Source organism: Pseudomonas sp. LJDD11, from assembly GCF_024584215.1.
Classification (GTDB): domain Bacteria; phylum Pseudomonadota; class Gammaproteobacteria; order Pseudomonadales; family Pseudomonadaceae; genus Aquipseudomonas.
On record NZ_JANJFL010000008.1, the window covers coordinates 186013 to 212757 of the forward strand.

The window sequence follows — 26745 nt, forward strand, 5'->3', positions numbered from 1 at the left end:
ATGGCTATCGAGGTTCATTGCAGCGCCATTGTCGACGATGGCGCACAGATCGGAGAGGGCACGCGCATCTGGCACTTCGTGCATGTGTGTGCGGGCGCACGGATCGGCAAGCACTGTTCGCTTGGGCAGAACGTATTTGTCGGCAACCAGGTGCTGATCGGCGACCAGGTCAAGATCCAGAACAACGTCTCGGTCTACGACAACGTCACCCTGGGCGATGGTGTGTTCTGTGGCCCGAGCATGGTCTTTACCAATGTCTATAACCCGCGCTCGCTGATCGAGCGCAAGGCCGAGTACCGCAGCACCCAGGTCGGCAAGGGCGCGACCCTGGGGGCCAACTGCACCATCGTCTGTGGGGTGAGCATCGGCGAGTTTGCCTTTGTCGGGGCCGGTGCACTGGTCAATCGCGATGTCCCGGCCTATGCCTTGATCGTTGGCGTTCCAGGCCGGCAGATCGGCTGGATGAGCGAGTTTGGCGAGCAACTGGGGTTGCCTCTGGAGGGTCAAGGCCTGGCCCGCTGTGAACACAGCGGTGCCACTTATCGCCTGCGGGGCAGGCTACTGAACAAGGAGCCTGAAGCATGATCGAGTTCATCGACCTCAAGACCCAGCAGGCACGCCTCAAAGACCGAATTGATGCAGGCATTGCGCGGGTTCTGGCGCATGGTCAGTACATCCTTGGCCCGGAAGTGGCCGAGCTGGAAGAGAAGCTGGCCATGTTTGTCGGTGTCAGGCACTGCATCAGTGTGGCCAATGGCACCGACGCCCTGCAGATCGCCCTGATGGCTATCGGGGTCGGCCCGGGCGATGAAGTGATCACCCCTGGCTTTACCTACATCGCGACCGCTGAAACCGTTGCATTGCTGGGCGCCAGGCCGGTCTATGCCGATATCGACCTGTACACCTGCAACCTCGATCCTGCAACGCTTGAGGCGCTCATTACGCCGCGTACCAAGGCCATCATCCCGGTGTCCCTGTTTGGCCAGTGCGCAGACCTGGAGCGTATCAATGCCATCGCCGCAAAACATGGCATCACGGTCATCGAGGATGCGGCGCAGAGCTTTGGCGCGACCTACAGGGGACGTCGCTCCTGTGGGCTGACCCGTATCGCCTGCACCAGTTTTTTCCCGAGCAAGCCGCTTGGCTGTTATGGCGATGGCGGCGCCTTGTTTACGGATGATGACGAGTTGGCTGCGCTAGTTCGGCAGATTGCCCGGCATGGTCAAAAGCTGCGTTACCACCACATCCGGGTGGGCGTGAACAGCCGGCTTGACACCCTGCAAGCAGCGATCCTGTTATCCAAGCTGGAGATATTTCACCAAGAGCTTGAGTTGCGCCAGGTGGTCGCCGAACGCTACAGCACGTTATTGCAGGCCCACGGCGTCGATGGCGCGCCAGTGCTGGCTGCTGGCAATACCAGCGCCTGGGCGCAATACACGGTGCGGGTCGCCGACCGTGAAAGGGTCCAGCAGACCCTCATACAGGCTGGCATACCGACGGCCGTGCATTACCCGATACCGCTGAACCGCCAGCCTGCGGTGGCCGATCCTGCGGCGCACCTCCCGGTCGGCGATCAGTTGGCCAAAGAGATCCTGAGCCTGCCGATGCATCCCTATCTGGAAGAGTCGGTCCAGGTGTCGATTGTCACGGCACTGAAAACGAGTGTTTGCCCATGACCTGCAAAGTCCTCACCATCGTTGGCGCACGTCCGCAATTCATCAAGGCGGCGGCCGTATCCCGAGAGATTCTCCGCCACCCAGGGCAGGTCGAAGAGGTGATGGTGCATACCGGCCAGCACTACGATCCCAACATGTCCCAGGTGTTTTTCGACGAGCTACACATCCCGGCGCCGCGCTACAACCTGGAAATCGGCGGGGGCAGCCATGGAGCAATGACCGGCCGTATGCTCGACGGCATCGAGCGTATCCTGGTCGATGAGCAACCGGACTGGGTGCTGATCTACGGCGACACCAACTCCACGCTGGCCGGCGCATTGGCTGCTGTCAAACTGCATATCCCGGTAGCGCATGTCGAGGCCGGTTTACGCTCTTTCAATATGCACATGCCCGAAGAAATCAACCGGATTCTTGCCGATCGGGTCTCGCGTCTGTTGTTGTGTCCCACTCAAGGCGCCGTTGAAAACCTGCAGCGTGAAGGCATTGAGCAAGGCGTACACAACGTGGGCGACGTGATGTTCGACGTTGCCCTCTATTACCGGGAGCGGGCGAAATCACAAAGTCGGATTCTTGCACAACTGCGTGTAGATCCAGGCCAGTATGCCCTGGCCACGTGCCATAGGGCCGAAAATACCGACGACCCTCGGCGTTTGGGTGAGATCATGGCTGCGTTTTGCGACATTGCGCAGCAAATGCCAGTGGTATTGCCGTTGCATCCCCGCACTCGCAAGATGTTGCAGCATCACGGTTTGACAGACCTCCTGAAATCGCTGCATGTAATCGAACCACTGCCTTTTCTGGACATGCTTGCACTTGAGCTGTCGGCCAAAGTCATTCTTACCGACTCAGGAGGGATGCAGAAAGAGGCTTATTTCTGCGGTGTACCTTGTATCACCCTGCGTGATGAGACCGAATGGGTCGAAACGGTGCAGCTCGGATTCAACCAATTGGTCGGCGCGCATCGCGAAGCCATTGTCATGGCCGCCGAAAACTCCACGATGCCTCAGGAATGCACCCATGTTTATGGTGAGGGGCGTGCTGCCGAGCTGATTGTTTCGAGTCTGAGGTGTACCGCACCATGAATCCGATATTCATGATCTGGCATCATCAGCATGTTCTATGGGCGACGACAGTAACGGATATTCGCAGCCGGTTTATCGGCACGGTCTTCGGTGCTGCATGGATCATCATCTATCCGTTACTGTTTCTCGGGTTGTATGCGGTCGTTTACACCATGATTTACAAGGTGCGCGTTGCCCATTTCGGGACGTTTGACTATGTCCTGCTGATCTTCTGTGGCCTTGTTCCTTTTCTCGGTTTCGCTGAAGCCTTGGGCAGCGGTGTCGGATCGGTGCTGGGTAACAAGGGGCTCATCAAGAATACCTTGTTCCCGATCGAGTTGATTCCCGTAAAAGCGGTTCTGGCCAGTAGCGTGACCATGCTGGTCGGGCTGCTTATGTTGCTGTGTATCTTGTGGTACCGCGGAATTGTGCACAGCAGCCAGTTTTTGATTCCACTCATACTGGTTCTGCAGATCATGTTCACCATCGGCCTGATATGGATATTGTCAGCCATTAATGTGTTCGTTGCCGACCTGAGCCAGGTGGTCGGTGTGCTTATTCTGTTCTTGATGCTGGTGTCGCCCATTGCCTACACGCATGAAATGATCCCGAGTGAGCTGATCCCCTTCATGTATCCCAACCCCTTGTATTACTTGATCATGCTGTATCGCGATGCGGCATTTGTCGGTGATGTAAAAGTGGAGTTGCTGGGCATTTTTACAATCATCTCGGTCGCCACATTGCTGTTGGGTGGCTTTATTTTTTCTCGCTTGAAGCCGCTATTTTCCGACCATGTCTGAGCCCATTATTGAACTGGCCTCGATCGCCAAAATGTACAGGATCTTCCGCTCGCCTCGTCATCGAATGATCGAAGCGCTTGGCTTGCCGGTGGCACGTTCTGCATACGATGAGTTCTGGGCAACGCGTAACCTCACCTTGACGATCAACCCCGGTGAGCGTGTTGGCCTGATCGGGCGTAACGGTGCGGGCAAGAGTACCTTGCTCAAGTTGATCGCCGGCCTGATCCAGCCAACCGAGGGACATCTGAATGTAAGGGGTAAGGTCCAGGCGTTGATGGAACTTGGGACAGGATTTCATCCTGAGTTCACCGGACGCGCCAATGTCTTGTCATCTTTGGCCTATCAAGGTGTCACTGGTGCGCGTGCCAGGAAGCTTCTGGAAGATGTTCTGGATTTTGCCGAGCTCGATGAGTTCATTGATAAGCCGGTCAAGACCTACTCCTCAGGTATGTACTCACGGCTCGCGTTTGCTGCGGCCACAGCCGTGCGCCCGGAAATTCTGATCATTGACGAAATCCTGGGGGCCGGTGATGCCTACTTTGCAGGCAAGTCTGCCAAGCGCATGCGCGCCTTGACGGCCGAGGGCTCTACGGTCCTGTTTGTTTCTCACGACATGTCAGCCGTACAGATGATCTGTGACCGGGCGATCTGGATCGAGCGCGGGTGTATCGTCGCTGATGGTGATCCTATCGAGATCGGTCGTGCCTATGCAGCGTCAATTCGCAAACAGCAAGAGCTGCGTCTCAGGGCGATAAACCTGAAGCTCAGTCGTGGTGAACTCAGTGAGCTGCTGACTGATTCAGACCAGCATCGAGTATCGATTCTGCGCCTGATCTCGGCCAACGATACGGCACCTGTGAGCCCACTTGCCGTATATGAGGTCCGGCTTGAGCGTCATGCAGAGCTTATCGAGCGTGTGCGGGTCGGTGAGGCTCTGGACGATGACCGTAGCCAATGTGTGCATTTGCTCACCGCCCAAGGGTATACGAACTGGGGGCCACCAAAAAGAGACGTTAATGGTCTCGGTTTTCGTGAGTTCAAAGATTGCGGTGGCCAGTTCAGGCACGCCCCTATCAGTATCAAGGTTCCGCTCGGCCTTGGAGAACTGGCTGAGTACTCGGTCACTATCAGGCATCGCGGTGCGGCAGCAGGAGAAAACCTCTACTTGCAGATATTCGACGGGTTGGAATACGTCACTCTTGGATCTGTGAGTCCTGCCGATGAAGCGGGGCAAGTGATCAGCCAGCGTTTTGAATTGAGTGCACCTGCGCTCGTGCTTGTTGACGCCGATGCCGGGGTACCCAGCAAGCGCTCCGAATTTGAGTATGGTGAAGGCAGCGCCTGGATTGACGGAGTGGATTTTGTCGATCAAGAGCAAGTGTCGCGTTGTATCTTTTCGTTCGGTAAGTGCCTTGACGTCAACATCCGATGGGGAGCCAGAGCCGATATTCCGACCATGGCGTTTATCGTCTGCATATACGGTATGGATGGTCGCTGTATTTCCCAAGTGCTTTCACCGTTCGTCGCTGCTACGCCTGAGCACCGTTCAGGTCTGGTCAAGGCCCGGTTCGACCCTTTGCTGATAGGGGCAGGGGACTATGTCATTTCGATAGGGATTTTCGATGGTATGACCCCAGGGCATGCCCTTGGAGCAAAACCACTTGATGTGCAAGACCGCATGTATCGTATTCGGGTCGTCGCTCCGGAAGATGAGCGCATGGAGCGAGGGATCGTGGTGCACCCTGTTGACTGGAACAGCCAGGAGGCCAGTCAATGACCGAGCGCTCCGAGATCCTGTACTTCTCTCAGCATGACCTTTGGAACCGTAATGCGGTATCGGAGCAACTGGCAGTCGCCGATGATCTGATTGCCCTGATTCCCGAGGATGTTTCGAACATTCTCGATGCTGGATGCGGCAATGGCACTGTAACCAATAAGCTGTTTCCGCGTTGGGATGTGACAGGGTGCGATATCAGCGAATCCGCCGTCAGGCATCTTGAGGCGCCTGCCGTGATTGCGGACCTGTGTGCGATTCCCTTTGCTGACAAGCACTTTGATCTCACGCTATCGAGCGATGTCATCGAGCATCTGCCCGATGTCATTTATTCCCAGGCGCTGAAAGAAATCGCCCGGGTATCGGCGCGCTATATTCTGCTGGCTGTACCGTATCGAGAGCTGCTTGAGGGCGCGGTTATCAATTGCCCTGCCTGCGGACACCACTATCATGCCCATTTACATCAACGGGCTTATACCGTCGCCGATGTGGTGTCCCTGTTTGGCCCTGAATTTACAGCCATTGATATCCAGTTTTCCGGAGAGCGCTGGACATTTGCAGACCCTGAGCTGCTTAAACTGGCCCGTCAGCTTTCAGGATTGGACTACCCGTTCGAAGATGGGGTCTGTCCGCAATGCAGAGCGCGGCGCGGGGCTGTTGAGCAATCTGATCAAGCGCGACGGGTCTATCGGCAATTCGAATCTCTGCAAGCGATGTTGGTTGCGCAAGGCCTGCGTGAGTGTCCCCCTCGCAGTGAAATACTCGTGCTGTTCAAGCGTAATGCTCAGGATAAAAAATATACCATCACGCCTGGTTTTACGCGGTTGGGTGACGAACCCGGGATTCGGCTTGCCAGCGTTGTAGAACTTGCTGATCCGATCAATTACCCAAGTTGTGCATACCGTATCCAGAGCGAACCGGACTATTGTCTGCTGGTCCTCACCAAGCGTCCGTCCTTTCTTAAGTTGACGAGCGGTAACTTCGAGTCGCTTGAGATCTATGACCATGTCAGAGCGCATTATGTCCCCGTGACCAATGCCACACACTCGGTACTTGAATTGCCGGCTGTTCCATTTGGTCCTCATGGTTGTATCTTGCGGATTCTCCACCCCAGTGCAGAGCTAGGCTTCCAGCTGACCAGCCAATGTCAGGACTTGCTGGCTATAGTGAATTGTTGCCTGGGTGATGACCCGGTCATGGATCAGATAAAAGGTGATTCTGCCAGGTTGTCAGCACTTGCCGAGTCGCTTGAAACCGCTCGTAATGAACTCGAAGTCAGGGTTCAGGATAAAGACAAAGCATTCAATGATCTTCTTCAGTCAGCGATTAAAACCAATGAACTCGCCAACCGGATTGAAAGCAAGCGCGCTGATATTGAAGCGTGTTTTTCTCAGGTGAGTGAGGTGTTGACGGCCAAAGAGCGACAGATTGATGAACAGTGCAAGACGATTGAGGCTCTGTTGGGTGAGCAGCATCGGCTGACCTCGGAGCAGGTTCGTCTGAGCAATGAAAATGAGTCGCTGCGCCACTCCAATGAGGCGTTCCAGCTGCAGTATGAAAGCGCTGCGTTGAAGCTTGAGCATTTGTATGCCCAGGCACAACATCAGGAGCGCGCAGGGTTTGAACTGGAAGAAAAAAAGACTCGGCTGCTGGCCCGTGTTCAGGAGTTGAGTGTTGAAAACAATGAGCAGCACGTGCTTGTTGAGGCATTGAGTATCCATCTGGGAACCACCGGGCTGGCTGCGTCCGGGAAAGATAGAAAAGTGTTGGTTGTATCCCACATGTATCCGAGTCAAGCCAATCGGGTGGGCGGTATTTTTGTTCATGAGCAAGTGAAGGCGTTACGGGCACAAGGTGTTGATGCTCGTGTCGTCAGCGGCGAGCCTTTCTGGATAAATACGCTTGACCCGCGGCGGGTAAAACATGCATTGAGTATCTATAGGGCGCAGAATATTCGCGCTTGGGAACACTACGATAGCGTTCCGGTTATCCGTTTCCCGTACCTGGTGAGTGGCGCGCTGCCTTTTCAAACCCACGCAGCCACTTATACCCATGGGATGATGCGCCAGGCGAAATGGATCCGGGAAGATTTTCCTTTCGAGTTGGTCCATTCCCATACTGCCTATACGGATGGTACGGCAGGTCGCTGGCTGGCCAGAAAATTCAAGGTGCCATTTGTTATTACCGAACACACAGGCCCTTTCAATCTGTTGACGCGAACAGCTTATCTAAAACATATGACGCAAAAAGCACTGAATGCTGCTGATGCCATCGTGGCCGTAAGTTCTGCTTTGTGTCGTGATATCCAGAATCAGATTCGACTTGATTCGCCTGCCCGTCTAAGTGTTATCGCCAACCTGGTGAACACCGAATTTTTTCTGCCGCAGACCAGGCAACGTGATCAGTTGGTCAATATGCTATGGGTTGGACACTTTGTGCCTGTCAAGCGGGTCCCGGTATTAATCAACGCATTCGCACGAGCGTTCAACGATCATCCTCATTTACGCTTGCGGCTTGCTGGAGATGGCGAAGGGGTCGATGACGCGCAACAGAGGGTTCACGCTCTGGGCCTCGCCGATGTTGTGGAGTTTGTCGGTGCTGCGAGTCGAGAGCAACTGGTGCGCTATTACCGTGAGTGTGACTTTCTGGTTATTTCCAGTGAAAGCGAGACATTTGGCGTGGTGGCGATCGAGGCCATGAGTTGTGGTCGACCCGTGCTGACTGCCCGTTGTGGAGGTCCTGAAGATGTTGTGACGCATCCGCTGCTGGGTCTTACTGTTGGCCTTTCAGTCGAAGAGCTGGCTGAAGGCATGCTGGAAATGGCCAGTCATCGTGATCGATTCGATGAGCGTGTTATTAGAGCGGTGACCGAACTAAGGTTTTCCGCACCTCGTATTGCAGACAGGTTAATTGGCCTTTATTCAACGTTACTGGACAACCCTCGACACTCCGCTTGAGAGGGGAGTGTTTCGTTGGCAGGGCTGCTATGAGAGTGGCTTTGCTGCGCTATTTTTGAGGTGGTTATGAATAAGTACACTGTGCCGATAATTCTGGTGGCGCTGGTTGTCGCGTTTGCAGGGGTTGGTTATATCGGCTTGGGGGGCACTGGCAACCCGATATTTTCCTGGCAGGATGAACCGATCATCAGAATCAGTCCCGGTTCGGATGAGTCGGAGCATGTGGAGTATCCGTCGGTCTATAGCCTGGGTGAAGCGAGAGGGCTTTTATACTCTGCGTATGGTGATGACCAACGTTGGCGCATAAAGCTGGCGGTGGCGCAGACAGGCCATAATTTTGTGAGGCAAGGCAATATCTTTGATGAATCAAAGCTGCCTTTTAAAGGCGCCTATGCTTTTCCGTTTGTCAACGTTTCCAGTCGTAATGGCAAAGCTGTTTTCAATCTGTATTTTTCGGCTGCAGACGGTGATGAGCCTAGTCGCTATACCGCCGTTTACCACGCATTCAGTGATAATGGCTTGTCGTGGTCAGCCCCTGAAAAGCTGTTGGCCGATAATGCGCTTGATCCTGTTGTTGTCACGAGCAATGGCAAGGCACTGATTGTCTATAGCAGTGTCATCAACGGAACGAACGTCATCAGGTCCGCAGTTTTGCTTACGGCAAACACCGCGCAGGATATCCGCACGGTTTATTCAGCTCCGAGCGGGTTCTATACCATGGGCGCTGTGACTATCGATAACAAACCTGTACTGATTCTGGAAACCGAAAAGAACTGGATTGCGTTGTGTTTCAATGCTTCTGGAGATTTGACGCAGGTCTCAACTAGTCCATTGCTTGAGTTTGAAAAAGGAACTGGCGTTTTGTGGGATCGCTTGAAGTATGGCATGTATTTTCATGAGGCCAGCTCACCGCCAGCGTTTTACTACAACGGCATTGCAGGGCATGGCGTGCCTGTAGGTGGGCAAATAGGCATCGGAACTTATGATCCTCACGCGCTGGCGAGCAAGCTTGATATGGCCGGTTGCAAATAAATACAGTGAATTGAACGAACTATTATGAATATACTCATGGCAACCGCCGACCATCTAATGATCGACAGGCGTATTCTGCAGGAAGCCAGAACGCTTGTCGGTCAGGGGCATCAGGTAATCCTGCTGGCGGGCTTTGAATGCCAGCGGCGTGAATCTTATGTTCATGATGGTATTAGAATTGAGCGTTTCGCTTTCGACTGGCAAGACTCGCGTTTTTCACGAATTGCCAGGCGTGTTCACTGGCTGCCCGGTTCTGGCATATACCGCCAGGCATGGCGTGTGTTTCGCGCCTGGGCCAATCGCTATGCAGCCCTTGATTCGTTTGAGTATTTCATTTTTGAACGAATGATGGAGTATCAGGTTGACCTTTTGCATGTGCATGACTTTCCCATGCTTGCCCCGGCGGTCAAACTGGCAACTGCCCGCCAGGTCCCCCTGATTTATGATGCCCATGAGTTATATTATGCTCAGGTACAACTGCCCAAGGCTGTTCAAGCGCGCTACAAGAAGAAAGAAGCCGCGCTGATAAAAAAGGCGGATGTGGCAATTACGGTCAACCCTTATATCGCCAGGCTGATGGCTGATCGTTATTGCGTGCCGGCCCCGGAGGTCATCATGAATGCTGCGGCGCGAGTACCTGTGTTGCCGGGTTCGCCTTTGCGTGAGCGTTTTGGTCTCAGCGCAGATGCCAGGATTCTGCTGTATCAGGGATGGATTTGCGAACATCGCGGCATTGAAAAAATTGTTCAGGCAGCGACACGTTTTGACCATCAGATTTATTTTGTGATCGTGGGCTATGGCGCATTTGAAGACGCACTGAAGCATCAAGTTGCCGAGTTGAATCTTAGCCACCGTGTCTTGTTCTTCGGCGGTGTTGCGTCTGACCAGTTACACGCGCTGACCTGTGATGCCGATCTGGGGATCATTCCTTACCATGGCGTCGACGAGAATAACTACTTTTGCAGTCCCAACAAGTTATTCGAATTTGCGATTGCCGAACTTCCCTTTATCAGCAATGACTTGCCCTTTCTTCGTGATATTGCCAATCAATACGGTAACGGTGTGATGGCAGACCTTGGTTCACCTGAGGCCATTGCCGACAGTGTCAACCAGCTCTTTGCCGATGAGGCGCACCTGGCATTTTTGAAACGCGGCGCTGCGGTTGCTCGCGAGGATCTCAATTGGGACGTAGAAGGCCAGAAGCTACTGGCTATCTACCAACGATTTACAGGCTGATCCAGCGCTCTTTGCTTGGCTGTCGATTGCCCCGGATCAGTCTTTAATCCGTTTGACCTTAGGTGTTTTATGTGTGGAATCGCAGGGATTATCAGTATTTCGGGATCAGCTGAGTCGATCACGGATTCAACCCGTCGAATGATGAATGCCATTGCTCACCGTGGGCCGGACGGGGAAGGGCTATGGGTGGACTCTGCCCTGCCTGTAGCGTTGGGGCATCGCCGCCTGGCCATCATCGACCCCGAACACGGCAAGCAACCCATGCTCACCGCAGATGGGCGTTTTATCGTGGTGTTCAACGGGGCGATCTATAACTACGTGGAGTTGCGTCGTGAACTGATCGGCAAGGGCCACCCGCTTCACAGCTATTCGGACACTGAGGTCTTGCTGCACGCCTATCGCGAATGGGGCGAGTCGGTGGTGGATCATCTGGTGGGCATGTTCGCTTTCGCCATCTGGGACCGCCATGAACATAAACTGTTCTGCGCCAGGGACCGGATTGGCATCAAGCCGTTTTACTACCATTTTGATGGCAAGCGCCTGCTGTTCGCCTCCGAGATCAAGGCGATTCTGGCTGATGGCTCGGTGCCGGCCCAGGCTAGCCACCAAGGTTTGCAGGATTACCTGACCTTCCAGTTCTGTCTCGATCAGAAAACCCTGTTCAAAGGTATTGAAAAGCTCGAACCCGGTCATTGCCTGACGGCCTGGTATCAAGGCGATGCCCTCAGGATCCGCTGCCGCCAGTATTGGGATGTGCAGTACAACATCGACGAAGAACATGACGAGCGCTATTTCATCGATACGCTGTCAGGCCTGATCGACGATTCGATTCGCCTGCACCTGCGTTCGGATGTGTCATTGGGGGCCCACCTGTCTGGTGGTCTGGATTCAAGTGCCATCGTTTGCCTGGCCTCGCGCATGCTCGGCAGTGAGTCGATAAACACCTTTACCGGGGCGTTTCACGAAGGTCCGCAGTTCGATGAGACACGCTATGCCAAGGAGGTTTCGGCATTTGCCGGCACGGCCTACAACGAAGTCTACATTCCGGCCGGTGATGAATTGGCTGATCTACTGCCGCGTCTGATGCATTTCATGGACGAGCCGGTGGCCGGTCCAGGGGTGATTCCACAGTATTACGTTGCGCAACTGGCCAGCCAGCATGTGAAGGTCGTCATGGGCGGGCAGGGCGGTGATGAGCTGTTTGTCGGTTACGCCCGTTACATGGCGGCCTACCTGGAAAAGTGCCTGTCCGGGGCCATTTACCAGACTGCCAGCCAGCGGCGTTATGCGGTATCGCTGGAGTCAATCGTGCCTAACCTGCCGCTGCTGGCCAGCTATCAGCCGATGCTCCAGGGGTTGTGGAAGGATGGCCTGTTTGGCGCCCATGACCTGCGTTACTTCCGTTTGCTGGATCGCAGCGAGGGCATGAGCCAGCTGTTCAATCAGGACGTGTTGCGCGGTAATGGTGATTACTCGCCCTTGGCGTCGTTCCAGCGCATCTTCAACCGCGATGGGCTGCACTCGCTGGTCAACCAGATGACCTACTTCGACCTGAAGGGTTCGTTGCCAGCGCTGCTGCATGTCGAGGACCGCACCAGTATGGCGGCGTCCATCGAGTCGCGGGTGCCGTTGCTCGATCACCGGATTGTCGAGTTCATGGCGACCATCCCTCCCAACGTCAAGTTTGCCAATGGGCGGATGAAACACCTGTTCAAGGAGTCGGTGCGCAGCGCCGTGCCGACGAGCATTTTCGAGCGCAAGGACAAGATGGGGTTTCCGACTCCCTTGACCCAGTGGACCAAAGGTGTGGCCCGGGATTTTGTCCGCGACACCCTGCTTGGCCAGCGGGCCCGCCAGCGCGGTCTTTATAACGTGGCCGCGGTCGAAAAAGCCCTGGGGTGCGAGCGAGAGTTCGGCCGGGTGGTGTGGGGGCTGCTGTGTCTTGAACTGTGGCACCGCAACTTCATCGATGCAGATGCGTAGCCTGGAGGTGATTGAAATGCGCCGGGTGTTGATGCTCTGCAACGATCGGCAGATTGATCGACGGATCATATTGCAGGCCGACAGCCTGCAAGAGGCTGGTTGGCAGGTGACGATTCTGGCCATGCCGCTCGATGAAGCGGGTGCCCCGGACGACTCGCGAGTCTTGCGCATTGGTTCTGCCAGTGAGGCGGCAGTACGCCGTGAAAACCGCGTTCTGGAATTCTACCGCCTGGTGCGCCGTTACCTGCCGATGAATGGCTGGTTCATGCGGCTGCTGAAATCGGCGGCCTGGCGCTTTGTAGTCGATCAGGAGCGCTTCTATCTGAACCTGTTTCTGGCAACTGGCCGTAGGCATTTGGCCGAGGTGGTGGTTGCCCACGATCTGCCGATGCTGGCCGTCGGGCGTGCCTTGGCCGCCGAGTTTGGCGCCCGGCTGGTCTACGACAGCCATGAACTGTATTGCGAGCAGGAGTTTGCGCGCTGGCAGCGGGCAACCTGGGCACAGATAGAGCAACGACATATATCAGCCTGCGACCGGGTGATCACCGTCAACCCGTCGATTGCCGGTGAGTTGCAAAGGCGCTATGGGTTGGCCAGGGTGTCGGTCATCCATAACGCTGAGCGTATCGGCCCGTTGCCGCCGCGTTCCAACTACTTGCATGAGCATTTTGGCATTGCGGCCGGCCAGCGAATTCTGCTGTTTCAGGGCGGCTTGTCAGCCGGTCGCCATCTGGGGCAACTGGTGCAGGCCATGGCCTTGCTCAAGAGCAGCGATGTGCACCTGGTTCTGCTGGGTGATGGCCAACTGGCCGAGGCGCTGCAGCGCACGGTGGTCCGCCTGCGGCTACAGGATCGGGTGCATCTGCATCGGGCAGTGCCCCAGGCCCGGTTGCTGTCGATTAGTAGCGCGGCCGATGCCGGAATCATCCCTTATCAGCCCATTTGCCTGAACAACTATTACTGCACCCCTAACAAGCTGTTCGAGTTCATTGCGGCTGGCTTGCCAATCCTGGCCAGTGATCTTCCTGAACTGCGCCGCCTGGTCCATGACCAGCAGATTGGCAAGGTCGAGGACCTGAGCAGTGTGGCCCGTCTAGCGGCTGCAATCGATGATCTGTTCGCTGATCGACCCCGCTTGCAGGCCTGGCGCAATACCGTGGAACAGGTACGCCAGACTCAGAGCTGGCAGTGTGAAGGCGAGAAGCTCAAGCAGATCTATGAGGAACTCCGATGAAAGTCGCAGTGGTTTATCAGTATTACCAAGGCCATCAGGCGCCAGGGCATTCGCTGGTCTTCGAGTTGACCCAGCATCTGGCCGGGCAAGGGCATGAAGTGACGGTAGTATCCGGTGAGACCGGCTATATGCAGGCCGATCCGGCTGTGCTGCCCTGGTACCGGCGTCTGTTGCGCCGTGAGCGCGATGGGGCAGTCAAGGTTATTCGCACCTTCACCTATACCCAACTGCACCGTAGCTATTCAGGTCGCCTGCTCAGTTTTATCTCGTTTTCCTTGAGCGCTCCGCTGGGCCTGCTGGGCATGCGCCGGCCGGACGTCGTACTGGCTTCCTCGCCGCCGATCTTCCCGATGTTTTCGACCTGGCTGGTATGCAAACTACGCGGTATCCCGCTGGTCCTGGAGGTGCGCGACCTGTGGCCGGAGTCTGCCGTGCAGATGGGGATCCTGCGCAACCGGCTGCTGATTTCAGTGATGTCATGGATGGAGCGGCTGCTCTATAACCAGGCGGTGCGAATTGTCGCGCTGACCACGGGAATACGCGATGACATCGTCGCCCGTGGCTGGCCCGCCGAAAAACTGCAGGTAGTGACCTGCGGCGTTGACCGCGACATGTTGTTTACCGACCTGCCGGCCGGGCAGCTGATACGCCGTCAATTGGGCTGGCAAGACTGCCATATCGTTCTGTACCTGGGGGCGATGGGCGAGGCCAATAATCTGGATGTGGTCCTCGATGCCGCACGCCAAAGCCACGGCAAGCCGGTGCGTTACCTGCTGATTGGTGATGGCATGCGCAAGCCCTGCATACAGGCGCGCGCACAGGCGCTGGGGCTCGATAACGTGCTGATTTTGCCGCCCATACCCAAGGATCAGGCGCGGGCCTACATTAACGCTGCCGACCTGTGTGTTGTCACGTTGCTGGATATTCCGCTGTTTCGGGGGGCAATCCCCACCAAACTGCTCGATTACATGGCCTGTGCGCGGCCAGTGCTGTGCGGCGTGGCCGGGGAGGCCGGACAAATCGTCAAGGCAGCTGGCGCCGGCCTGAACTTTTCCGCCAACGACGGCCAGCACCTTGCCGAGCTGATCGAGCAACTGCGCCATGATCCGGAAAAATGTTTGTTGATGGGCCGACGTGGCCAGGCCTATGTACGCGAGCACTTTGATGCAGCAGTCAACCGTCGGGCTATGGAACAGCTATTGCTGGATTCTTGCCGTGTGGCACTCAAGGCCCCTGCCAGTGGCTAATGACCAGCGCTATGGCTTGGGGGTGGCGTGGCTGGCCAGCCGTTCGAGGGCGGCGCGCAGTTTGGGGTCGCTGATACCCTCGGCAGTGGCCTGGATGTTTTCGGCAGCGCTGATCGACAAATCGATGGTATGGGTCGCTGCGCCCTGGGGCGGCGAGGGGGGCTGGACCTTGAACTGGATGCGCATCAGGCTGGCGAACTCGTCGAACATCACCAGCTGGCGCTGCAGCCGCCGTTGCTGGTAACGCAAGCGCGTGGCCCAGTGGCCGTCGGTCACTACCAGCAGCAGACAACCCTCGCGCCAGGAGGCCACCCGGCAGTGTTCGCGGGCTGCCGGTTGCAACTGGCTTTCAAGCAGGCGCTGCAGATGGGTCAGGCGCTCGGCCTGGCGGAAAATCGCCCGTAGCGGCTTGGCGTCACGTAGCAGTACGGCAGGGGAGCGGGCGTCGAGGGGGCGGAAGGCCATTGATGCGTTGCCTTGGGAAAGCGAGGCTGCAATATTAACAGAAAGTGGCGTGCTTGCCCGGCGGGCTGCTGCTGTGCCGGGCTGCGAACGAGGCGGGTGACAAGTTTCATCAACGTCGAGCCTTGAAGTCGGATAAAAAGCCCCCATTGAAACACTGCCCCCTAACAGCGCTGTGCCAGCATCGTGGAATAACGCCACTTTCCTCACCATCGTTTCCGGGTAGAATGCTCGTTCGCATGCGACCATGAGGGTCGCACGGGCGACTCACGGGGCCGCCCTCCATTCCTATGTGTGGAAGATCCTGTCGATATGTTTGCGCCTTTGTTAAAAAAACTTTTTGGAAGCAAGAACGAGCGTGAAGTAAAGCGCATGCTCAAGACGGTACAGATCGTCAATGCCTTCGAAGAGAAAATGGTAGCTCTTTCGGACGAGCAACTGCGCGCCAAGACCGAAGAGTTCAAGGCCCGCATAGCGAAAGGCGAAACCCTCGATCAACTGCTTCCTGAAGCCTTTGCCGTTGCGCGTGAAGCCGGCAAGCGGGTGATGGGCATGCGCCACTTCGACGTCCAGCTGATTGGCGGCATGACCCTGCACGAGGGCAAGATCGCCGAGATGCGTACCGGTGAGGGCAAGACCCTGGTCGGTACTCTGGGTGTCTACCTGAACGCGCTGTCCGGCAAGGGCGTGCACGTGGTCACGGTCAACGACTACCTGGCCCGGCGTGACGCCAACTGGATGCGTCCGTTGTACGAATTCCTCGGCCTGACCGTAGGCATCGTCACGCCATTCCAGCCGCCGGAAGAGAAGCGCGCAGCCTACGCCGCCGACATCACCTACGGCACCAACAACGAATTCGGTTTCGACTACCTGCGCGACAACATGGCGTTCAGTGTCGAAGACAAATTCCAGCGTGAACTCAACTTCGCCGTGATCGACGAAGTCGACTCGATCCTGATCGACGAAGCCCGTACGCCGCTGATCATCTCCGGCCAGGCCGAAGACAGCTCGCGCCTGTACACCGAAATCAACCGCCTGATTCCAAAGCTGCGTCAGCACATCGAGGAAGTCGAAGGCCAGGTGACCCAGGAAGGCCACTTCAGCATCGATGAGAAAAGCCGCCAGGTTGAACTCAACGAGGCCGGTCACCAGTTCATCGAAGAGATGCTCACCGAGGCCGGCCTGCTGGCCGAAGGCGAGAGCCTGTACTCGGCGCACAACCTGGGCCTGCTGACCCACGTTTATGCCGGTCTGCGCGCGCACAAGCTGTTCAACCGCAACGTCGAGTACATCGTCCAGGACGGTCAGGTGCTGCTGGTTGACGAGCACACCGGTCGGACCATGCCCGGCCGTCGCCTGTCCGAAGGCCTGCATCAGGCCATCGAGGCCAAGGAAAACCTGAACATCCAGGCCGAGAGCCAGACCCTGGCATCGACCACCTTCCAGAACTATTTCCGCCTGTACACCAAACTTTCTGGCATGACCGGTACGGCAGACACCGAAGCGTTCGAATTCCAGCAGATTTACAACCTGGAAGTGATGGTCATTCCGCCCAACAAGCCGTTGGCGCGCAAGGATTTCAATGACCTGGTGTACCTGACCGCCGAAGAGAAGTACGCCGCGATCATCGCCGACATCAAGGCCTGTGTGGCCGAGAACCGGCCGATCCTGGTCGGTACCGCGACCATCGAGACCTCGGAACACATGTCGGCCCTGCTGCGCAAGGAAGGCATCGATCACAAGGTTCTCAACGCCAAGTTCCACGAAAAAGAAGCCGAGATCATCGCCCAGGCGGGCCGTCCGGGCGCGCTGACCATCGCCACCAACATGGCCGGTCGTGGTACCGACATTCTGCTCGGCGGTAACTGGGAAGTCGAAGTCGCCAACCTGGAGAACCCGACGCCTGAGCAGATCGCCCAGATCAAGGCTGACTGGCAGAAGCGTCACCAGCAAGTGATCGAGGCCGGTGGTCTGCATGTGATCGCCTCCGAACGTCACGAATCGCGTCGTATCGACAACCAGTTGCGCGGTCGTGCCGGCCGTCAGGGCGATACCGGTTCCAGCCGGTTCTACCTGTCGCTGGAAGACAGCCTGATGCGCATCTTTGCCTCTGACCGGGTGAAGAACTTCATGAAGGCGCTGGGCATGCAGTCTGGTGAGGCCATTGAGCACCGCATGGTGACCAACGCCATCGAGAAGGCTCAGCGCAAGGTCGAAGGCCGTAACTTCGACATCCGCAAGCAACTGCTGGAGTTCGACGACGTTGCCAACGAGCAGCGTAAAGTGATCTACCACATGCGTAACAGCCTGCTGTCGGCCACCAACATTGGCGACACCATTGCCGAGTTCCGCGAAGAAGTGCTGAACAACCTGATCAGCCAGCACATTCCACCGCAGTCGCTGCCCGAGCAGTGGGACGTGGCTGGCCTGGAATCTGCGCTGGTGTCGGACTTTGCCGTCAAGCTGCCTGTGCAGCAGTGGCTGGACGAAGACGACCACCTGCACGAAGAGACGCTGCGTGAAAAACTGCTGGCCGAACTGCTGACTGCTTACAACGAGAAAGAAGAGCAGGCCAGTGCCGACGCGCTGCGCACCTTCGAGAAGCAGATTCTGCTGCGCGTGCTCGACGACCTGTGGAAAGACCACCTGTCGACCATGGATCACCTGCGCCACGGCATCCACCTGCGCGGTTATGCGCAGAAGAACCCGAAGCAGGAGTACAAGCGCGAGTCGTTCAACCTGTTCCAGGAACTGCTCGACTCGATCAAGCGCGACACCATCCGTGTGCTGTCGCACGTTCAGGTCCGCCGCGAAGACCCCGAGGAAGAAGAAGCCCGTCTGCGCCGCGACGCCGAAGAGCTGGCTCAGCGCATGCAGTTTCAGCATGCCGAAGCGCCAGGTCTTGAACAGGTAGCCGCTGGCGAGGTTGAGGAGGGCGCCGAGGTTGCTGTGGCCAGCGCGCCGGTGCGTAACGACCAGAAGCTGGGTCGTAACGAAGTGTGCTGGTGTGGTTCGGGCAAGAAATTCAAACACTGCCACGGTCAGATCAGTTAAGTTCTGAGCGTTTACACCCACGCCGCGACCGGTCTTGCCGTCGCGGCGTTTTACCATTGATCGCCGTACCGATGAGCGGACGGCGCAGATAAAGCTCAAGGAGCGCACGCATGGCTGTTGGTCTTGGTCCTTTGCCTACATTGCACCCGGTTCCCGGTTTTGAACTGGGTATCGCCTCGGCCGGTATCAAGCGTCCGGGGCGCAAGGATGTAGTGGTGATGCGCTGTGCCGAAGGCTCCAGCGTTGCCGGTGTCTTCACCCTCAACGCTTTTTGCGCGGCGCCGGTGATCATTGCCAAACAGCGCGTTCAGGGCAGCGTTCGCTACCTGCTGACCAACACCGGCAACGCCAACGCCGGCACTGGCGAGCCAGGTCTGATCGCGGCCAAGCGTACCTGCGACAAGCTCGCACAGCTGACCGGCGTGCCTGCTGAGGCCGTATTGCCATTCTCTACCGGTGTAATCGGTGAGCCGCTGCCGGTCGAAAAGATCGAAGGCGCTCTGCAGGCCGCCCTGGACGATCTGTCGGTCGACAACTGGGCTGCTGCTGCCACTGGCATCATGACCACTGATACTCTGCCCAAGGGTGCCAGCCGTCAGTTCCAGCACGAAGGCGTGACGGTCACTGTGACCGGCATCAGCAAGGGCGCGGGCATGATCCGCCCGAATATGGCCACCATGCTCGGCTACATCGCCACCGACGCCAAAGTTGCGCAGAGCGTGCTGAAGGACTTGATCCTCGACGGGTCGAACAAGTCGTTCAACCGCATCACCATCGACGGCGATACCTCGACCAACGACTGCTGCATGCTGATTGCCACGGGGCAGGCTGATGTACCAGAAATCAGTGAAGCCAAAGGCCCGTTGTTCGAGGCACTGAAAAAAGCCGTTTTCGACGTCTGCATGGAAGTGGCCCAGGCCATCGTCCGTGATGGTGAAGGCGCTACCAAGTTCGTGACTGTCGAAGTCAACGGTGGCGGCAACCACCAAGAGTGTCTGGATGTCGGCTACGCCGTAGCGCATTCGCCGTTGATCAAGACCGCACTGTTTGCCTCGGACCCGAACTGGGGCCGGATCCTGGCTGCCGTTGGCCGTGCTGGCGTGCCGGACCTGGATGTCAGCAAGATCGACGTGTTCCTCGGCGAAGTGTGCATCGCCAGCAAGGGTGGCCGCGCCGCGACCTACACCGAAGCCCAGGGCTCCGAGGTGATGGCCCGCGAAGAAATCACCATCCGCATCGAGCTGGGCCGTGGTGATTGCAGCGAGACCATCTGGACCACCGACCTGTCTCACGAGTACGTGAAGATCAACGCCGAATACCGCACCTGATTGGTAGCCGCTCCTGTCTGTTGTACAGGAGCGGCACATCGCCCATCCGGCTCAACCCTGTGAGCCATGTAACATGTCGCGGCACCTGATCGTTGGTCATCCGTGCGACTTCTGCTGGTTACTGCGCGCCTCACGTCCTGCGAGCGGCACTGCTGATGACCTTTCAGGTATACACCGACACCATTTACCAATGGCCTGCTTTCCAGCGCTGGTTGCAGGCAGGCCAGGAGGAACCCGAGTTGTGAAACGAGTCCACGTAGTGGCGGCCGTGATTCGCGGTCACGATGGCCGAATCCTCATTGCCCGACGCGCCGATACCCAGCATCAGGGTGGCCTGTGGGAGTTTCCCGGTGGCAAGGTCGAGCAGGGTGAAACACCGCGTGCCGCCCTTGGCCGCGAGTTGCAGGAAGAGCTGGGCCTTCAGGTCGAGATGGCGCGGCCGTTGATCCGGATTGCACACGATTATCCGGACAAGCATGTGTTACTGGATGTCTGGGATGTATCGGCGTTCAGCGGTGAACCCCACGGCGCCGAAGGCCAGCCGCTGGCCTGGGTCGCACCTCGGCAGTTGGCCGATTACGAGTTTCCAGCCGCCAATGCACCGATCGTCGCGGCGGCTCGCTTGCCCAGCGAGTACCTGATTACTCCAGAGGGGCTGGAGAGCGGCGAGTTGTTGCGCGGCATGCAAAAGGCCATCGCCCAGGGTGCCAAACTGCTCCAGCTGCGGGCGCCGCGTGGCTACGATCCGGCCTATCGCGACCTGGCGGTGGATGCCGTTGGCTTGTGCGCCGGCAAGGCGCAATTGATGCTCAAGGGGCCGTTGGAGTGGCTAGGCGACTTCCCGTCTGCCGGCTGGCACCTGACTGCCGAACAACTGCGTAAATACGCCAGCCGTGGCCGCCCGTTCCCGGTCGAGCGCTGGCTGGCCGCCTCGTGCCATAACGCTGAAGAACTGAGCCTGGCGACGCAGATGGGGGTGGACTTCGTCACCCTGTCGCCGGTGCAACCGACCCAGACCCACCCTGAGGCGCAACCATTGGGCTGGGAGCAGGCGACGCAACTGATTGCCGGTTTTGGCAAGCCTGTGTTCCTGCTGGGCGGGGTTGGCCCACAACAGGTTCAGCGCGCCTGGGACTGCGGTGCTCAGGGTGTGGCCGGTATCCGCGCGTTCTGGCCAGCGGATAATTGATACCGGCTGTAGGACTAATGCCTGATCAGTTAAGCGATTTCCGGCTCAGCTCGGTCTCGGTGGGAGGGGGCTAGCCGGGATGCCGGACCACCCCGAAAGGGCCAGTAAAACCGGCACATCTGCCGTGGGTGTACCACTGCATTCGTCGGCAACCGGAGCGCCTGCCGGCCACTCCCACCGGATCGCGTTGATCCTTAACTGATCGGCATTAGCCTGTAGGACCGGCTTTAGCCGGAAAGCTTTTCGTTGCTAAAGCGGATCGCCGCCCGGCAACTCCTACGGTTTGGGCGCCGCCTGCCAGAGAATCTCTGCCACGCCCTGGCGGCGGGCGATCAGCCGGGCGGCGACGAACAACAGGTCTGACAGCCGGTTGATATAGGCCAGCCCCACGCCCTGCAACGGCTCGCTACTGTTGAGCTGCTGGCAGCGGCGTTCGGCGGTGCGCGCGGCGCTGCGGCACACATGGGCCTGAGCAATGAGTGCCGAGCCACCGGGCAGAATGAAATTCTCCAGCGGCCCCAGTTCTTCATTCCACAGGTCGATCGCGGCCTCCAGGCGTTCAATTTCGTTAGTGTCCAGCGCCTGATAGGCCGGCATCGCCAATTCACCGCCCAGATCGAACAGCCGGTGCTGGCAGGGCGCCAGAACCTGGATCAGTTCGGCCAGCGCCGGGTACTTCTCGCTCTGTTGCGTTAACCCCGCCAGCAGCAAGCCCAACTGACTGTTGAGGGTGTCGACCTCGCCAATGGCCTCGATACGCGGATGATCCTTGGGCACCCGGCGTCCGTCGCCCAGCCCGGTTTCACCACGGTCACCCTGGCGTGTGTAGATTTTCGACAGACGAAAGCCCATGTACGTCGCTCCTGATCAAAGCTTGCTGATGATGTGCGCCGGCACCATGACTTGATTGGCGTCCAGCGGCAGGCGCAGGGTGAAGCAGGTGCCCTGACCGATAGTCGACTGCACCTCCATCTGGCCCTTGTGGTTATTGGTGATGATGAAGTACGACACCGACAGGCCCAGCCCGGTGCCCTGGCCAATCTCCTTGGTGGTAAAGAACGGCTCAAAGGTGCGTTTGCGCACGTTTTCTGTCATTCCTATGCCGTTGTCTTCGACCTGGATTTCGGCCCACGGCGGGTTGAGCCGGGTTCTGAGGGTGATGCGACCCGGTTCGCTGTTTTCCGGGCGCTGGTGGATGGCCTGGGCTGCGTTCTTCAACAGGTTGAGCAGCACCTGCTCCAGCTCATTGGCGGTGCAGGGCACCGGCCCCAGTTGCGGATCAAACTGCCGAATGATGTGCTGGCCCTTGAAATCAAAGCCCACGGTCAGATCAAAGTCGTTGCTGGCGATCTCCAGCGCCTGGTCGATCAGCGCTGGCAGATCGCATGGCGCCAGTTGCCGATTGCTCAGGCGGCTGAAGTTGAGCATGTGGCTGACGATCTTCGCCGCCCGTGCACCGGCCTGCTGGATGCCGTCGAGCAACTGCGGGACCTCGCGGCCAATCAGGTATTGATTGACCAGTTGCAGGTCGATGCCGTCGCTCTGGGCTTGTTCAAGATTCTTCGGCAGGTCCGCAGACAACCGACGGCGGATGTTCTGCACATTGTGCAGGATCGCGCCCAGCGGATTGTTGATCTCATGGGCCATGCCGGCTGCCAGGCCGCCGACCGAGAGCATTTTCTCGGACTGCACCATCATCTCTTCCAGCGAGATGCGCTGGGTGATGTCATCGATACGGATCACCACGCCGCGGCCCGCATCGCCACTGAGCGGGTAGAAGGTCACTGCGTAATGGCGCGGGACATCGTGTTTGATCCAGGTCACCCGCTCGATCAGGGTGACCTTGTGTTGTTCTACGGTGTGTTTGAGTTGTGGCATGAACGCCCGCATCGGTTCGAAGGCGATGAAAATCGGCTGGTTGAGCGCTTCGTCCAGCGGCGTCTCCGATAGAAGCGTGGCTTGCTGATTCCACTGGGTGACGTAGAGCTGTTCATCCAGGGCAATCATCGCTGAGGGCATCGAGTCGATGATGCTGTTCAGGTAATTCTGAAATCCGGTGAGTTTCTTCTCGATCTTGCTGCGCACCTGGACTTCCAGCTCCAGCTTGCGGTTGGTGCGGCGGGTTTCTTCAGCCAACCCATGGGCCTGGTCGAATGCATCCTGAGCATCATCGCGGGCGCGTTTGAGCTGCTGCTCCCGCGCTTCAATGCGCGCCAGCATGGTGTTGAACGCCGAGGCCAGGCTGCCGATTTCATCTTTGTTGCCCGTGCGCACCCGCAGTGCGTAGTTTTCTTCACGGGTCACCTGACGTGACAGTTGTTCAAGCTGGTAAATGGGCTCGGTGATCAAGCGGCGAATCTGCCGGGCCACCACGATCCACAGCAGGATACTGAAGATCAGGATGCCGACACTGGCGGTCAGCGTGCCGCTGTAGAACGCGCCGGGCAACTCGCTGCTGGCCACCAGCAACAGATGGCCAGGCGCCTGGTCGCCCTTGGGCACCGGGATCAGCTGGGTGCTGCGAAATTCGGTCAGGCGCCAGTTCTGGATCTCGTCATACTGCAGCGGCAGCTCCAGTGGATCGCCCTGCTGGTGTTGTGCCAGGCGAGTGCCGTCATTGTCGTAGACCGCCGCTGCGCGCAGCGGGCCGTAACTTTTCAGTTCGTGGAGCAAGGCCTGGGCGTCGGCGGGGGAGTTCAGCGCCCGCTCGTTGAGGTAAGCACTGCTGATCAAACGGCCGATGGTTTGCAGCGCTTGCGGCGCCATGGCTTCCTGAGAGATGTAATAGGCCGCGCTGATGAAGGTCAGGTTGGCGACCAGTAATACGGTGGTCAGCAGGACCAGCAGCGCGGCCAGCAGCTTCTGGCCTACCGGCAGGTTGTCTAGGCGCTGGCGCAGTTGCATAGGCACGTCACGGAGCGAGGATTGGAAAGCGCAGGGTAGCGCGGGCTAGTCGCTACGCAAACCCTTGCTGGCCAGATGTTGTGCCAGACGCCGGTGCAATTGCTGCAAATGAGGCAGCGCATATTGATGGCGCTGCGCCGCCGCACAGGCGTAACCGAGCAGGTAACTGATTTCGGTGCGGCGGCCGTGCGCGACATCCTGGTACATCGACGAGAAGTTCGCCGCCGTGGCCCGGATCACCCTCCGCACTTCTTCATGCAGATCGCTCGCGGCTGCCGGTTGGCCGCAACACTGCAGCAGGCCGGTCAGTTCATCGCACAGGGTCGCGACCTCGCAGGGGTGTTGCAACAGATCGCCGTTACGGCAGCTGTGCAGCACGGTCAGCGGATTGATCGCGCAATTGAGTGCCAGCTTGCGCCACAGGCGGGTCAGGATATCCGGGGTCCATTGGTGGGGGATGCCAGCGCTGTGCAGCTCTTCGAGCAGCGCCAGCGGTGGGGCAGGGTCGGCGGCATCGCCCAGCCAGGTGAAGCCGTGCCCGGCAAAGCGCACCTGCCAGTCGGCTTCGCGGAACGCGCCTTCGGTGCTGGAGGCGAAGATACAGCGTGCTTCGGGAATACGGGCCGCTACTGCCTCCTGGCTGCCCAGGCCATTCTGCAGCAGGATGACCTGCGCGCCGGGGACCAGGTGGCTTGCCAGTTGAGCAACGGCCTGCTCGGCATCGTAAGCCTTGCAGGCCACCAGCAGGCGTTCGATCGGTGCACGGTCATCGAGTGTCCGGGCGTCGACGGACAATCGCTCGCAACCCTCTTGAGTCACCAGAGTCAGATGACTGCCGTGGTTGCGATACTGCGCCAGGCGAGCTTGATCGCGCAGTATTAGGCAGACCGGCAAGCCGGCACGGGCCAACCGAGTGGCCCACAGTGTACCGAGGCTGCCGGCGCCGAGGATGTGCCAGGTCTTCATCAGCCGTTCGCAACCGAAAATGGGGTACAAGATGCACGCATGCAGATGAAGGCTCGCAGTAAAGGCTGGAAAAGTCCCGTTATAATGAGCGCTCTTTCGTACCGTCAAGTCACGCGTGTGGGTGAATTACCGAACACGCCGTTCATCTGGAGAAAATACATGCCTTCGTTCGACGTAGTGTCCGAATTGGATAAACACGAAGTCACCAATGCCGTCGACAACGCGATCAAGGAGCTGGACCGCCGTTATGACCTCAAGGGCAAGGGTTCTTTCGAATTCAACGATAAAGACCTGGTCGTGACCCTGACCGCCGAGGCAGAGTTTCAGCTCGAAGCGATGATCGAGATTCTCAAACTGTCGCTGGTCAAGCGCAAGATTGACGTCAAATGCCTGGAAGTCAAAGACCCCTACGCTTCCGGTAAGGTCAGCAAACAGGAAGCGACCTTGCGCGAAGGCATCGACAAAGAGCAGGCCAAGAAGATCGTTGCCCACATCAAAGACTCCAAACTCAAGGTCCAGGCCGCCATTCAAGGCGAGCAACTGCGCATCACCGGCAAGAAGCGAGACGACCTGCAGGACGCCATCGCCCTGTTGCGTGCCTACGACGCTGAACTGCCGCTGCAATACAACAACTTCCGCGATTGAGTGTTCCGTCCGGCTGGCCTGCCAGGCTGGCCGGCTCAGCGCTTGATACTGGCCGGCCAGGGAACCCTGGCGGCCTGAGCGCGTCCCACGCAGCGTATCAGCCCTGAAATGACTCCTTTGCTCTGGTGCGGGAGGGTTTTGGCGTTGGCGAAAAACAGGTTTTAAGGAGTAGATGTATGGATTTGAATGCCGAAGTGGACCAGCTGTGGAAGATTTCCCAAGCCTGGATCCCGATGGTCATGCAATACGGCAGCAAACTGTTGCTGGCACTGGTGACCCTGACCATCGGCTGGTGGCTGATTAACCGTCTGACCGACCGGGTTGGCGCCTTGCTGGCGCTGCGTAATGCTGATCGGGCGTTGCAGGGCTTTGTCAGCAGTCTGGCCAATATTGCGCTAAAAGTAATGCTGGTCATCAGCGTGGCATCGATGATCGGTGTCGAAACCACCTCCTTCGTCGCGGCCATCGGTGCTGCCGGTCTGGCCATTGGCCTGGCGCTGCAAGGCAGCCTGTCGAACTTCGCCGGTGGCGTATTGATTCTGCTGTTCCGGCCGTTCCGTATTGGTGACTGGATCGAGTTCCAGAACATGGCTGGTACGGTTGATAACATTCAGATCTTCCACACCATCCTGCGCACCGGCGACAACCGTACCGTTATCGTACCCAATGGCGTGTTATCCAATGGCATCATCACCAATACCAACCGCCAGCCGACCCGCAAAGGCGTGTTCGACGTCAAGGTTGGTTACGACAGCGACCTCAAAGCCGCCCTGCAAGTGTTGCTGGAAATGGCCGACGACCCACGTGTGCTCAAAGACCCGGCGCCCCAGGCGGTGGTCAATGCCTTGGGCGACAACGCCATCGCCCTGCAACTGCGGGTATGGGCCAAAACCGGCGACCTCGGTGATGTGCTGTCAAAGTTCAACCTCGAAGCCCGCGACCGCCTCAAAGCGGCTGGCATTGAAATCCAGTACCAGCAACAAGTGGTGCAGTTGAGCAAGGGTTGAGATCGGTAACGGGCCACCGCAAGCTGCTCTTGCTGTAGCCGCTGCCGTTGATGTTGCTTTTGATCTTCAAACCGAGATGGCACAGACGCCGCGAATCGGCGCCGGACGGAGGGAAGTCCGCCCGCAGGGCGGACCCAAACCAGGAGCAAGCGGTTTTCCCCTATTTTGCCAAGCACAAAATAGGGTCGCC

At 58.0% G+C, this 26745-nt stretch carries 20 protein-coding genes; 16 read left to right on the forward strand and 4 right to left on the reverse strand.

What is annotated here, in order from left to right; all coding sequences use genetic code 11:
- From NRB16_RS12420 to NRB16_RS12470, 11 genes are all read left to right on the forward strand, one after another.
- Nucleotides 1-585 carry an acyltransferase gene (locus NRB16_RS12420; protein WP_253139293.1) on the forward strand — a complete coding sequence of 195 codons (585 nt, stop codon included), beginning with the start codon at nt 1-3 and terminating at the stop codon, nt 583-585.
- The gene (locus tag NRB16_RS12425; protein WP_045488026.1) at nt 582-1676 is read left to right on the forward strand and encodes a DegT/DnrJ/EryC1/StrS aminotransferase family protein; all 1095 of its coding nucleotides are present in this window, start codon (nt 582-584) and stop codon (nt 1674-1676) included. Before NRB16_RS12420 ends, NRB16_RS12425 begins: the two co-directional genes overlap by 4 nt.
- On the forward strand, nt 1673-2758 hold the full coding sequence (gene wecB, locus NRB16_RS12430) for a non-hydrolyzing UDP-N-acetylglucosamine 2-epimerase (RefSeq protein WP_257106246.1): 1086 nt from the start codon (nt 1673-1675) through the stop codon (nt 2756-2758). The genes NRB16_RS12425 and wecB overlap by 4 nt, the downstream gene beginning before the upstream one ends.
- Complete coding sequence (locus NRB16_RS12435) at nt 2755-3537, forward strand: ABC transporter permease (protein ID WP_045488033.1); 783 nt, start codon at nt 2755-2757, stop codon at nt 3535-3537. Before wecB ends, NRB16_RS12435 begins: the two co-directional genes overlap by 4 nt.
- On the forward strand, nt 3530-5314 hold the full coding sequence (locus tag NRB16_RS12440) for an ABC transporter ATP-binding protein (protein ID WP_257106234.1): 1785 nt from the start codon (nt 3530-3532) through the stop codon (nt 5312-5314). The genes NRB16_RS12435 and NRB16_RS12440 overlap by 8 nt, the downstream gene beginning before the upstream one ends.
- The gene (locus tag NRB16_RS12445) at nt 5311-8268 is read left to right on the forward strand and encodes a glycosyltransferase (RefSeq protein WP_257106235.1); all 2958 of its coding nucleotides are present in this window, start codon (nt 5311-5313) and stop codon (nt 8266-8268) included. Before NRB16_RS12440 ends, NRB16_RS12445 begins: the two co-directional genes overlap by 4 nt.
- A gap of 66 nt (nt 8269-8334) precedes the next feature.
- Nucleotides 8335-9300: a hypothetical protein gene (locus NRB16_RS12450; RefSeq protein ID WP_257106236.1), complete on the forward strand. Its 966-nt coding sequence runs from the start codon at nt 8335-8337 to the stop codon at nt 9298-9300.
- 36 nt (nt 9301-9336) lie between these two features.
- Nucleotides 9337-10536, forward strand: a complete 1200-nt coding sequence (locus NRB16_RS12455; RefSeq protein WP_253139281.1) for a glycosyltransferase — start codon at nt 9337-9339, stop codon at nt 10534-10536.
- Between the two features lie 69 nt (nt 10537-10605).
- Nucleotides 10606-12519: an asparagine synthase (glutamine-hydrolyzing) gene (gene asnB / locus NRB16_RS12460; RefSeq protein WP_257106237.1), complete on the forward strand. Its 1914-nt coding sequence runs from the start codon at nt 10606-10608 to the stop codon at nt 12517-12519.
- On the forward strand, nt 12506-13753 hold the full coding sequence (locus NRB16_RS12465; protein ID WP_257106238.1) for a glycosyltransferase: 1248 nt from the start codon (nt 12506-12508) through the stop codon (nt 13751-13753). The genes asnB and NRB16_RS12465 overlap by 14 nt, the downstream gene beginning before the upstream one ends.
- On the forward strand, nt 13750-15000 hold the full coding sequence (locus tag NRB16_RS12470) for a glycosyltransferase family 4 protein (protein ID WP_257106239.1): 1251 nt from the start codon (nt 13750-13752) through the stop codon (nt 14998-15000). The genes NRB16_RS12465 and NRB16_RS12470 overlap by 4 nt, the downstream gene beginning before the upstream one ends.
- A gap of 9 nt (nt 15001-15009) precedes the next feature.
- On the opposite strand, the gene NRB16_RS12475 is transcribed toward NRB16_RS12470, so the two are convergent.
- Nucleotides 15010-15465, reverse strand: a complete 456-nt coding sequence (locus tag NRB16_RS12475) for a DUF721 domain-containing protein (protein ID WP_253113112.1) — start codon at nt 15463-15465, stop codon at nt 15010-15012.
- A gap of 309 nt (nt 15466-15774) precedes the next feature.
- On the opposite strand from NRB16_RS12475, the gene secA reads away from it, so the two are divergent.
- The 3 genes from secA to NRB16_RS12490 all read left to right on the forward strand — a co-directional run bounded on the left by secA (nt 15775) and on the right by NRB16_RS12490 (nt 21033).
- Nucleotides 15775-18516: a preprotein translocase subunit SecA gene (gene secA, locus NRB16_RS12480; protein WP_045488054.1), complete on the forward strand. Its 2742-nt coding sequence runs from the start codon at nt 15775-15777 to the stop codon at nt 18514-18516.
- A gap of 110 nt (nt 18517-18626) precedes the next feature.
- The gene (argJ, locus tag NRB16_RS12485; protein WP_045488057.1) at nt 18627-19844 is read left to right on the forward strand and encodes a bifunctional glutamate N-acetyltransferase/amino-acid acetyltransferase ArgJ; all 1218 of its coding nucleotides are present in this window, start codon (nt 18627-18629) and stop codon (nt 19842-19844) included.
- Nucleotides 19845-20085: 241 nt separating this feature from the next.
- Nucleotides 20086-21033: a Nudix family hydrolase gene (locus tag NRB16_RS12490; RefSeq protein ID WP_257106240.1), complete on the forward strand. Its 948-nt coding sequence runs from the start codon at nt 20086-20088 to the stop codon at nt 21031-21033.
- 276 nt (nt 21034-21309) lie between these two features.
- On the opposite strand, the gene NRB16_RS12495 is transcribed toward NRB16_RS12490, so the two are convergent.
- Genes NRB16_RS12495 through NRB16_RS12505 form a run of 3 tightly spaced genes read right to left on the reverse strand, consistent with a single transcriptional unit; the run spans nt 21310 to nt 24906 of the window.
- The gene (locus tag NRB16_RS12495; RefSeq protein ID WP_045488062.1) at nt 21310-21885 is read right to left on the reverse strand and encodes a cob(I)yrinic acid a,c-diamide adenosyltransferase; all 576 of its coding nucleotides are present in this window, start codon (nt 21883-21885) and stop codon (nt 21310-21312) included.
- A 15-nt stretch (nt 21886-21900) separates the two neighbouring features.
- Nucleotides 21901-23937: an ATP-binding protein gene (locus NRB16_RS12500; RefSeq protein WP_257106241.1), complete on the reverse strand. Its 2037-nt coding sequence runs from the start codon at nt 23935-23937 to the stop codon at nt 21901-21903.
- A gap of 45 nt (nt 23938-23982) precedes the next feature.
- Nucleotides 23983-24906, reverse strand: coding sequence for a putative 2-dehydropantoate 2-reductase (locus NRB16_RS12505; RefSeq protein WP_257106247.1), 924 nt, complete (start codon nt 24904-24906; stop codon nt 23983-23985).
- Nucleotides 24907-25062: 156 nt separating this feature from the next.
- Here NRB16_RS12505 and NRB16_RS12510 point away from each other — a divergent pair, with 156 nt between their 5' ends.
- Both NRB16_RS12510 and NRB16_RS12515 read left to right on the forward strand, forming a co-directional pair.
- Complete coding sequence (locus tag NRB16_RS12510; RefSeq protein WP_045488069.1) at nt 25063-25548, forward strand: YajQ family cyclic di-GMP-binding protein; 486 nt, start codon at nt 25063-25065, stop codon at nt 25546-25548.
- Nucleotides 25549-25724: 176 nt separating this feature from the next.
- The gene (locus tag NRB16_RS12515; protein ID WP_045488072.1) at nt 25725-26555 is read left to right on the forward strand and encodes a mechanosensitive ion channel family protein; all 831 of its coding nucleotides are present in this window, start codon (nt 25725-25727) and stop codon (nt 26553-26555) included.
- Nucleotides 26556-26745: the final 190 nt, after the last annotated feature.

Coding starts and splice junctions, on each gene's coding strand:
- NRB16_RS12450 (WP_257106236.1), top strand. CDS start 8,335: ATGAATAAGTACACTGTGCCGATAATTCTGGTGGCGCTGGTTGTCGCG.
- NRB16_RS12495 (WP_045488062.1), bottom strand. CDS start 21,885: ATGGGCTTTCGTCTGTCGAAAATCTACACACGCCAGGGTGACCGTGGT.
- NRB16_RS12435 (WP_045488033.1), top strand. CDS start 2,755: ATGAATCCGATATTCATGATCTGGCATCATCAGCATGTTCTATGGGCG.
- asnB (WP_257106237.1), top strand. CDS start 10,606: ATGTGTGGAATCGCAGGGATTATCAGTATTTCGGGATCAGCTGAGTCG.
- NRB16_RS12445 (WP_257106235.1), top strand. CDS start 5,311: ATGACCGAGCGCTCCGAGATCCTGTACTTCTCTCAGCATGACCTTTGG.
- NRB16_RS12440 (WP_257106234.1), top strand. CDS start 3,530: ATGTCTGAGCCCATTATTGAACTGGCCTCGATCGCCAAAATGTACAGG.
- NRB16_RS12475 (WP_253113112.1), bottom strand. CDS start 15,465: ATGGCCTTCCGCCCCCTCGACGCCCGCTCCCCTGCCGTACTGCTACGT.
- NRB16_RS12510 (WP_045488069.1), top strand. CDS start 25,063: ATGCCTTCGTTCGACGTAGTGTCCGAATTGGATAAACACGAAGTCACC.
- secA (WP_045488054.1), top strand. CDS start 15,775: ATGTTTGCGCCTTTGTTAAAAAAACTTTTTGGAAGCAAGAACGAGCGT.
- NRB16_RS12515 (WP_045488072.1), top strand. CDS start 25,725: ATGGATTTGAATGCCGAAGTGGACCAGCTGTGGAAGATTTCCCAAGCC.
- NRB16_RS12500 (WP_257106241.1), bottom strand. CDS start 23,937: ATGCAACTGCGCCAGCGCCTAGACAACCTGCCGGTAGGCCAGAAGCTG.
- wecB (WP_257106246.1), top strand. CDS start 1,673: ATGACCTGCAAAGTCCTCACCATCGTTGGCGCACGTCCGCAATTCATC.
- NRB16_RS12420 (WP_253139293.1), top strand. CDS start 1: ATGGCTATCGAGGTTCATTGCAGCGCCATTGTCGACGATGGCGCACAG.
- NRB16_RS12470 (WP_257106239.1), top strand. CDS start 13,750: ATGAAAGTCGCAGTGGTTTATCAGTATTACCAAGGCCATCAGGCGCCA.
- NRB16_RS12465 (WP_257106238.1), top strand. CDS start 12,506: ATGCAGATGCGTAGCCTGGAGGTGATTGAAATGCGCCGGGTGTTGATG.
- argJ (WP_045488057.1), top strand. CDS start 18,627: ATGGCTGTTGGTCTTGGTCCTTTGCCTACATTGCACCCGGTTCCCGGT.
- NRB16_RS12425 (WP_045488026.1), top strand. CDS start 582: ATGATCGAGTTCATCGACCTCAAGACCCAGCAGGCACGCCTCAAAGAC.
- NRB16_RS12455 (WP_253139281.1), top strand. CDS start 9,337: ATGGCAACCGCCGACCATCTAATGATCGACAGGCGTATTCTGCAGGAA.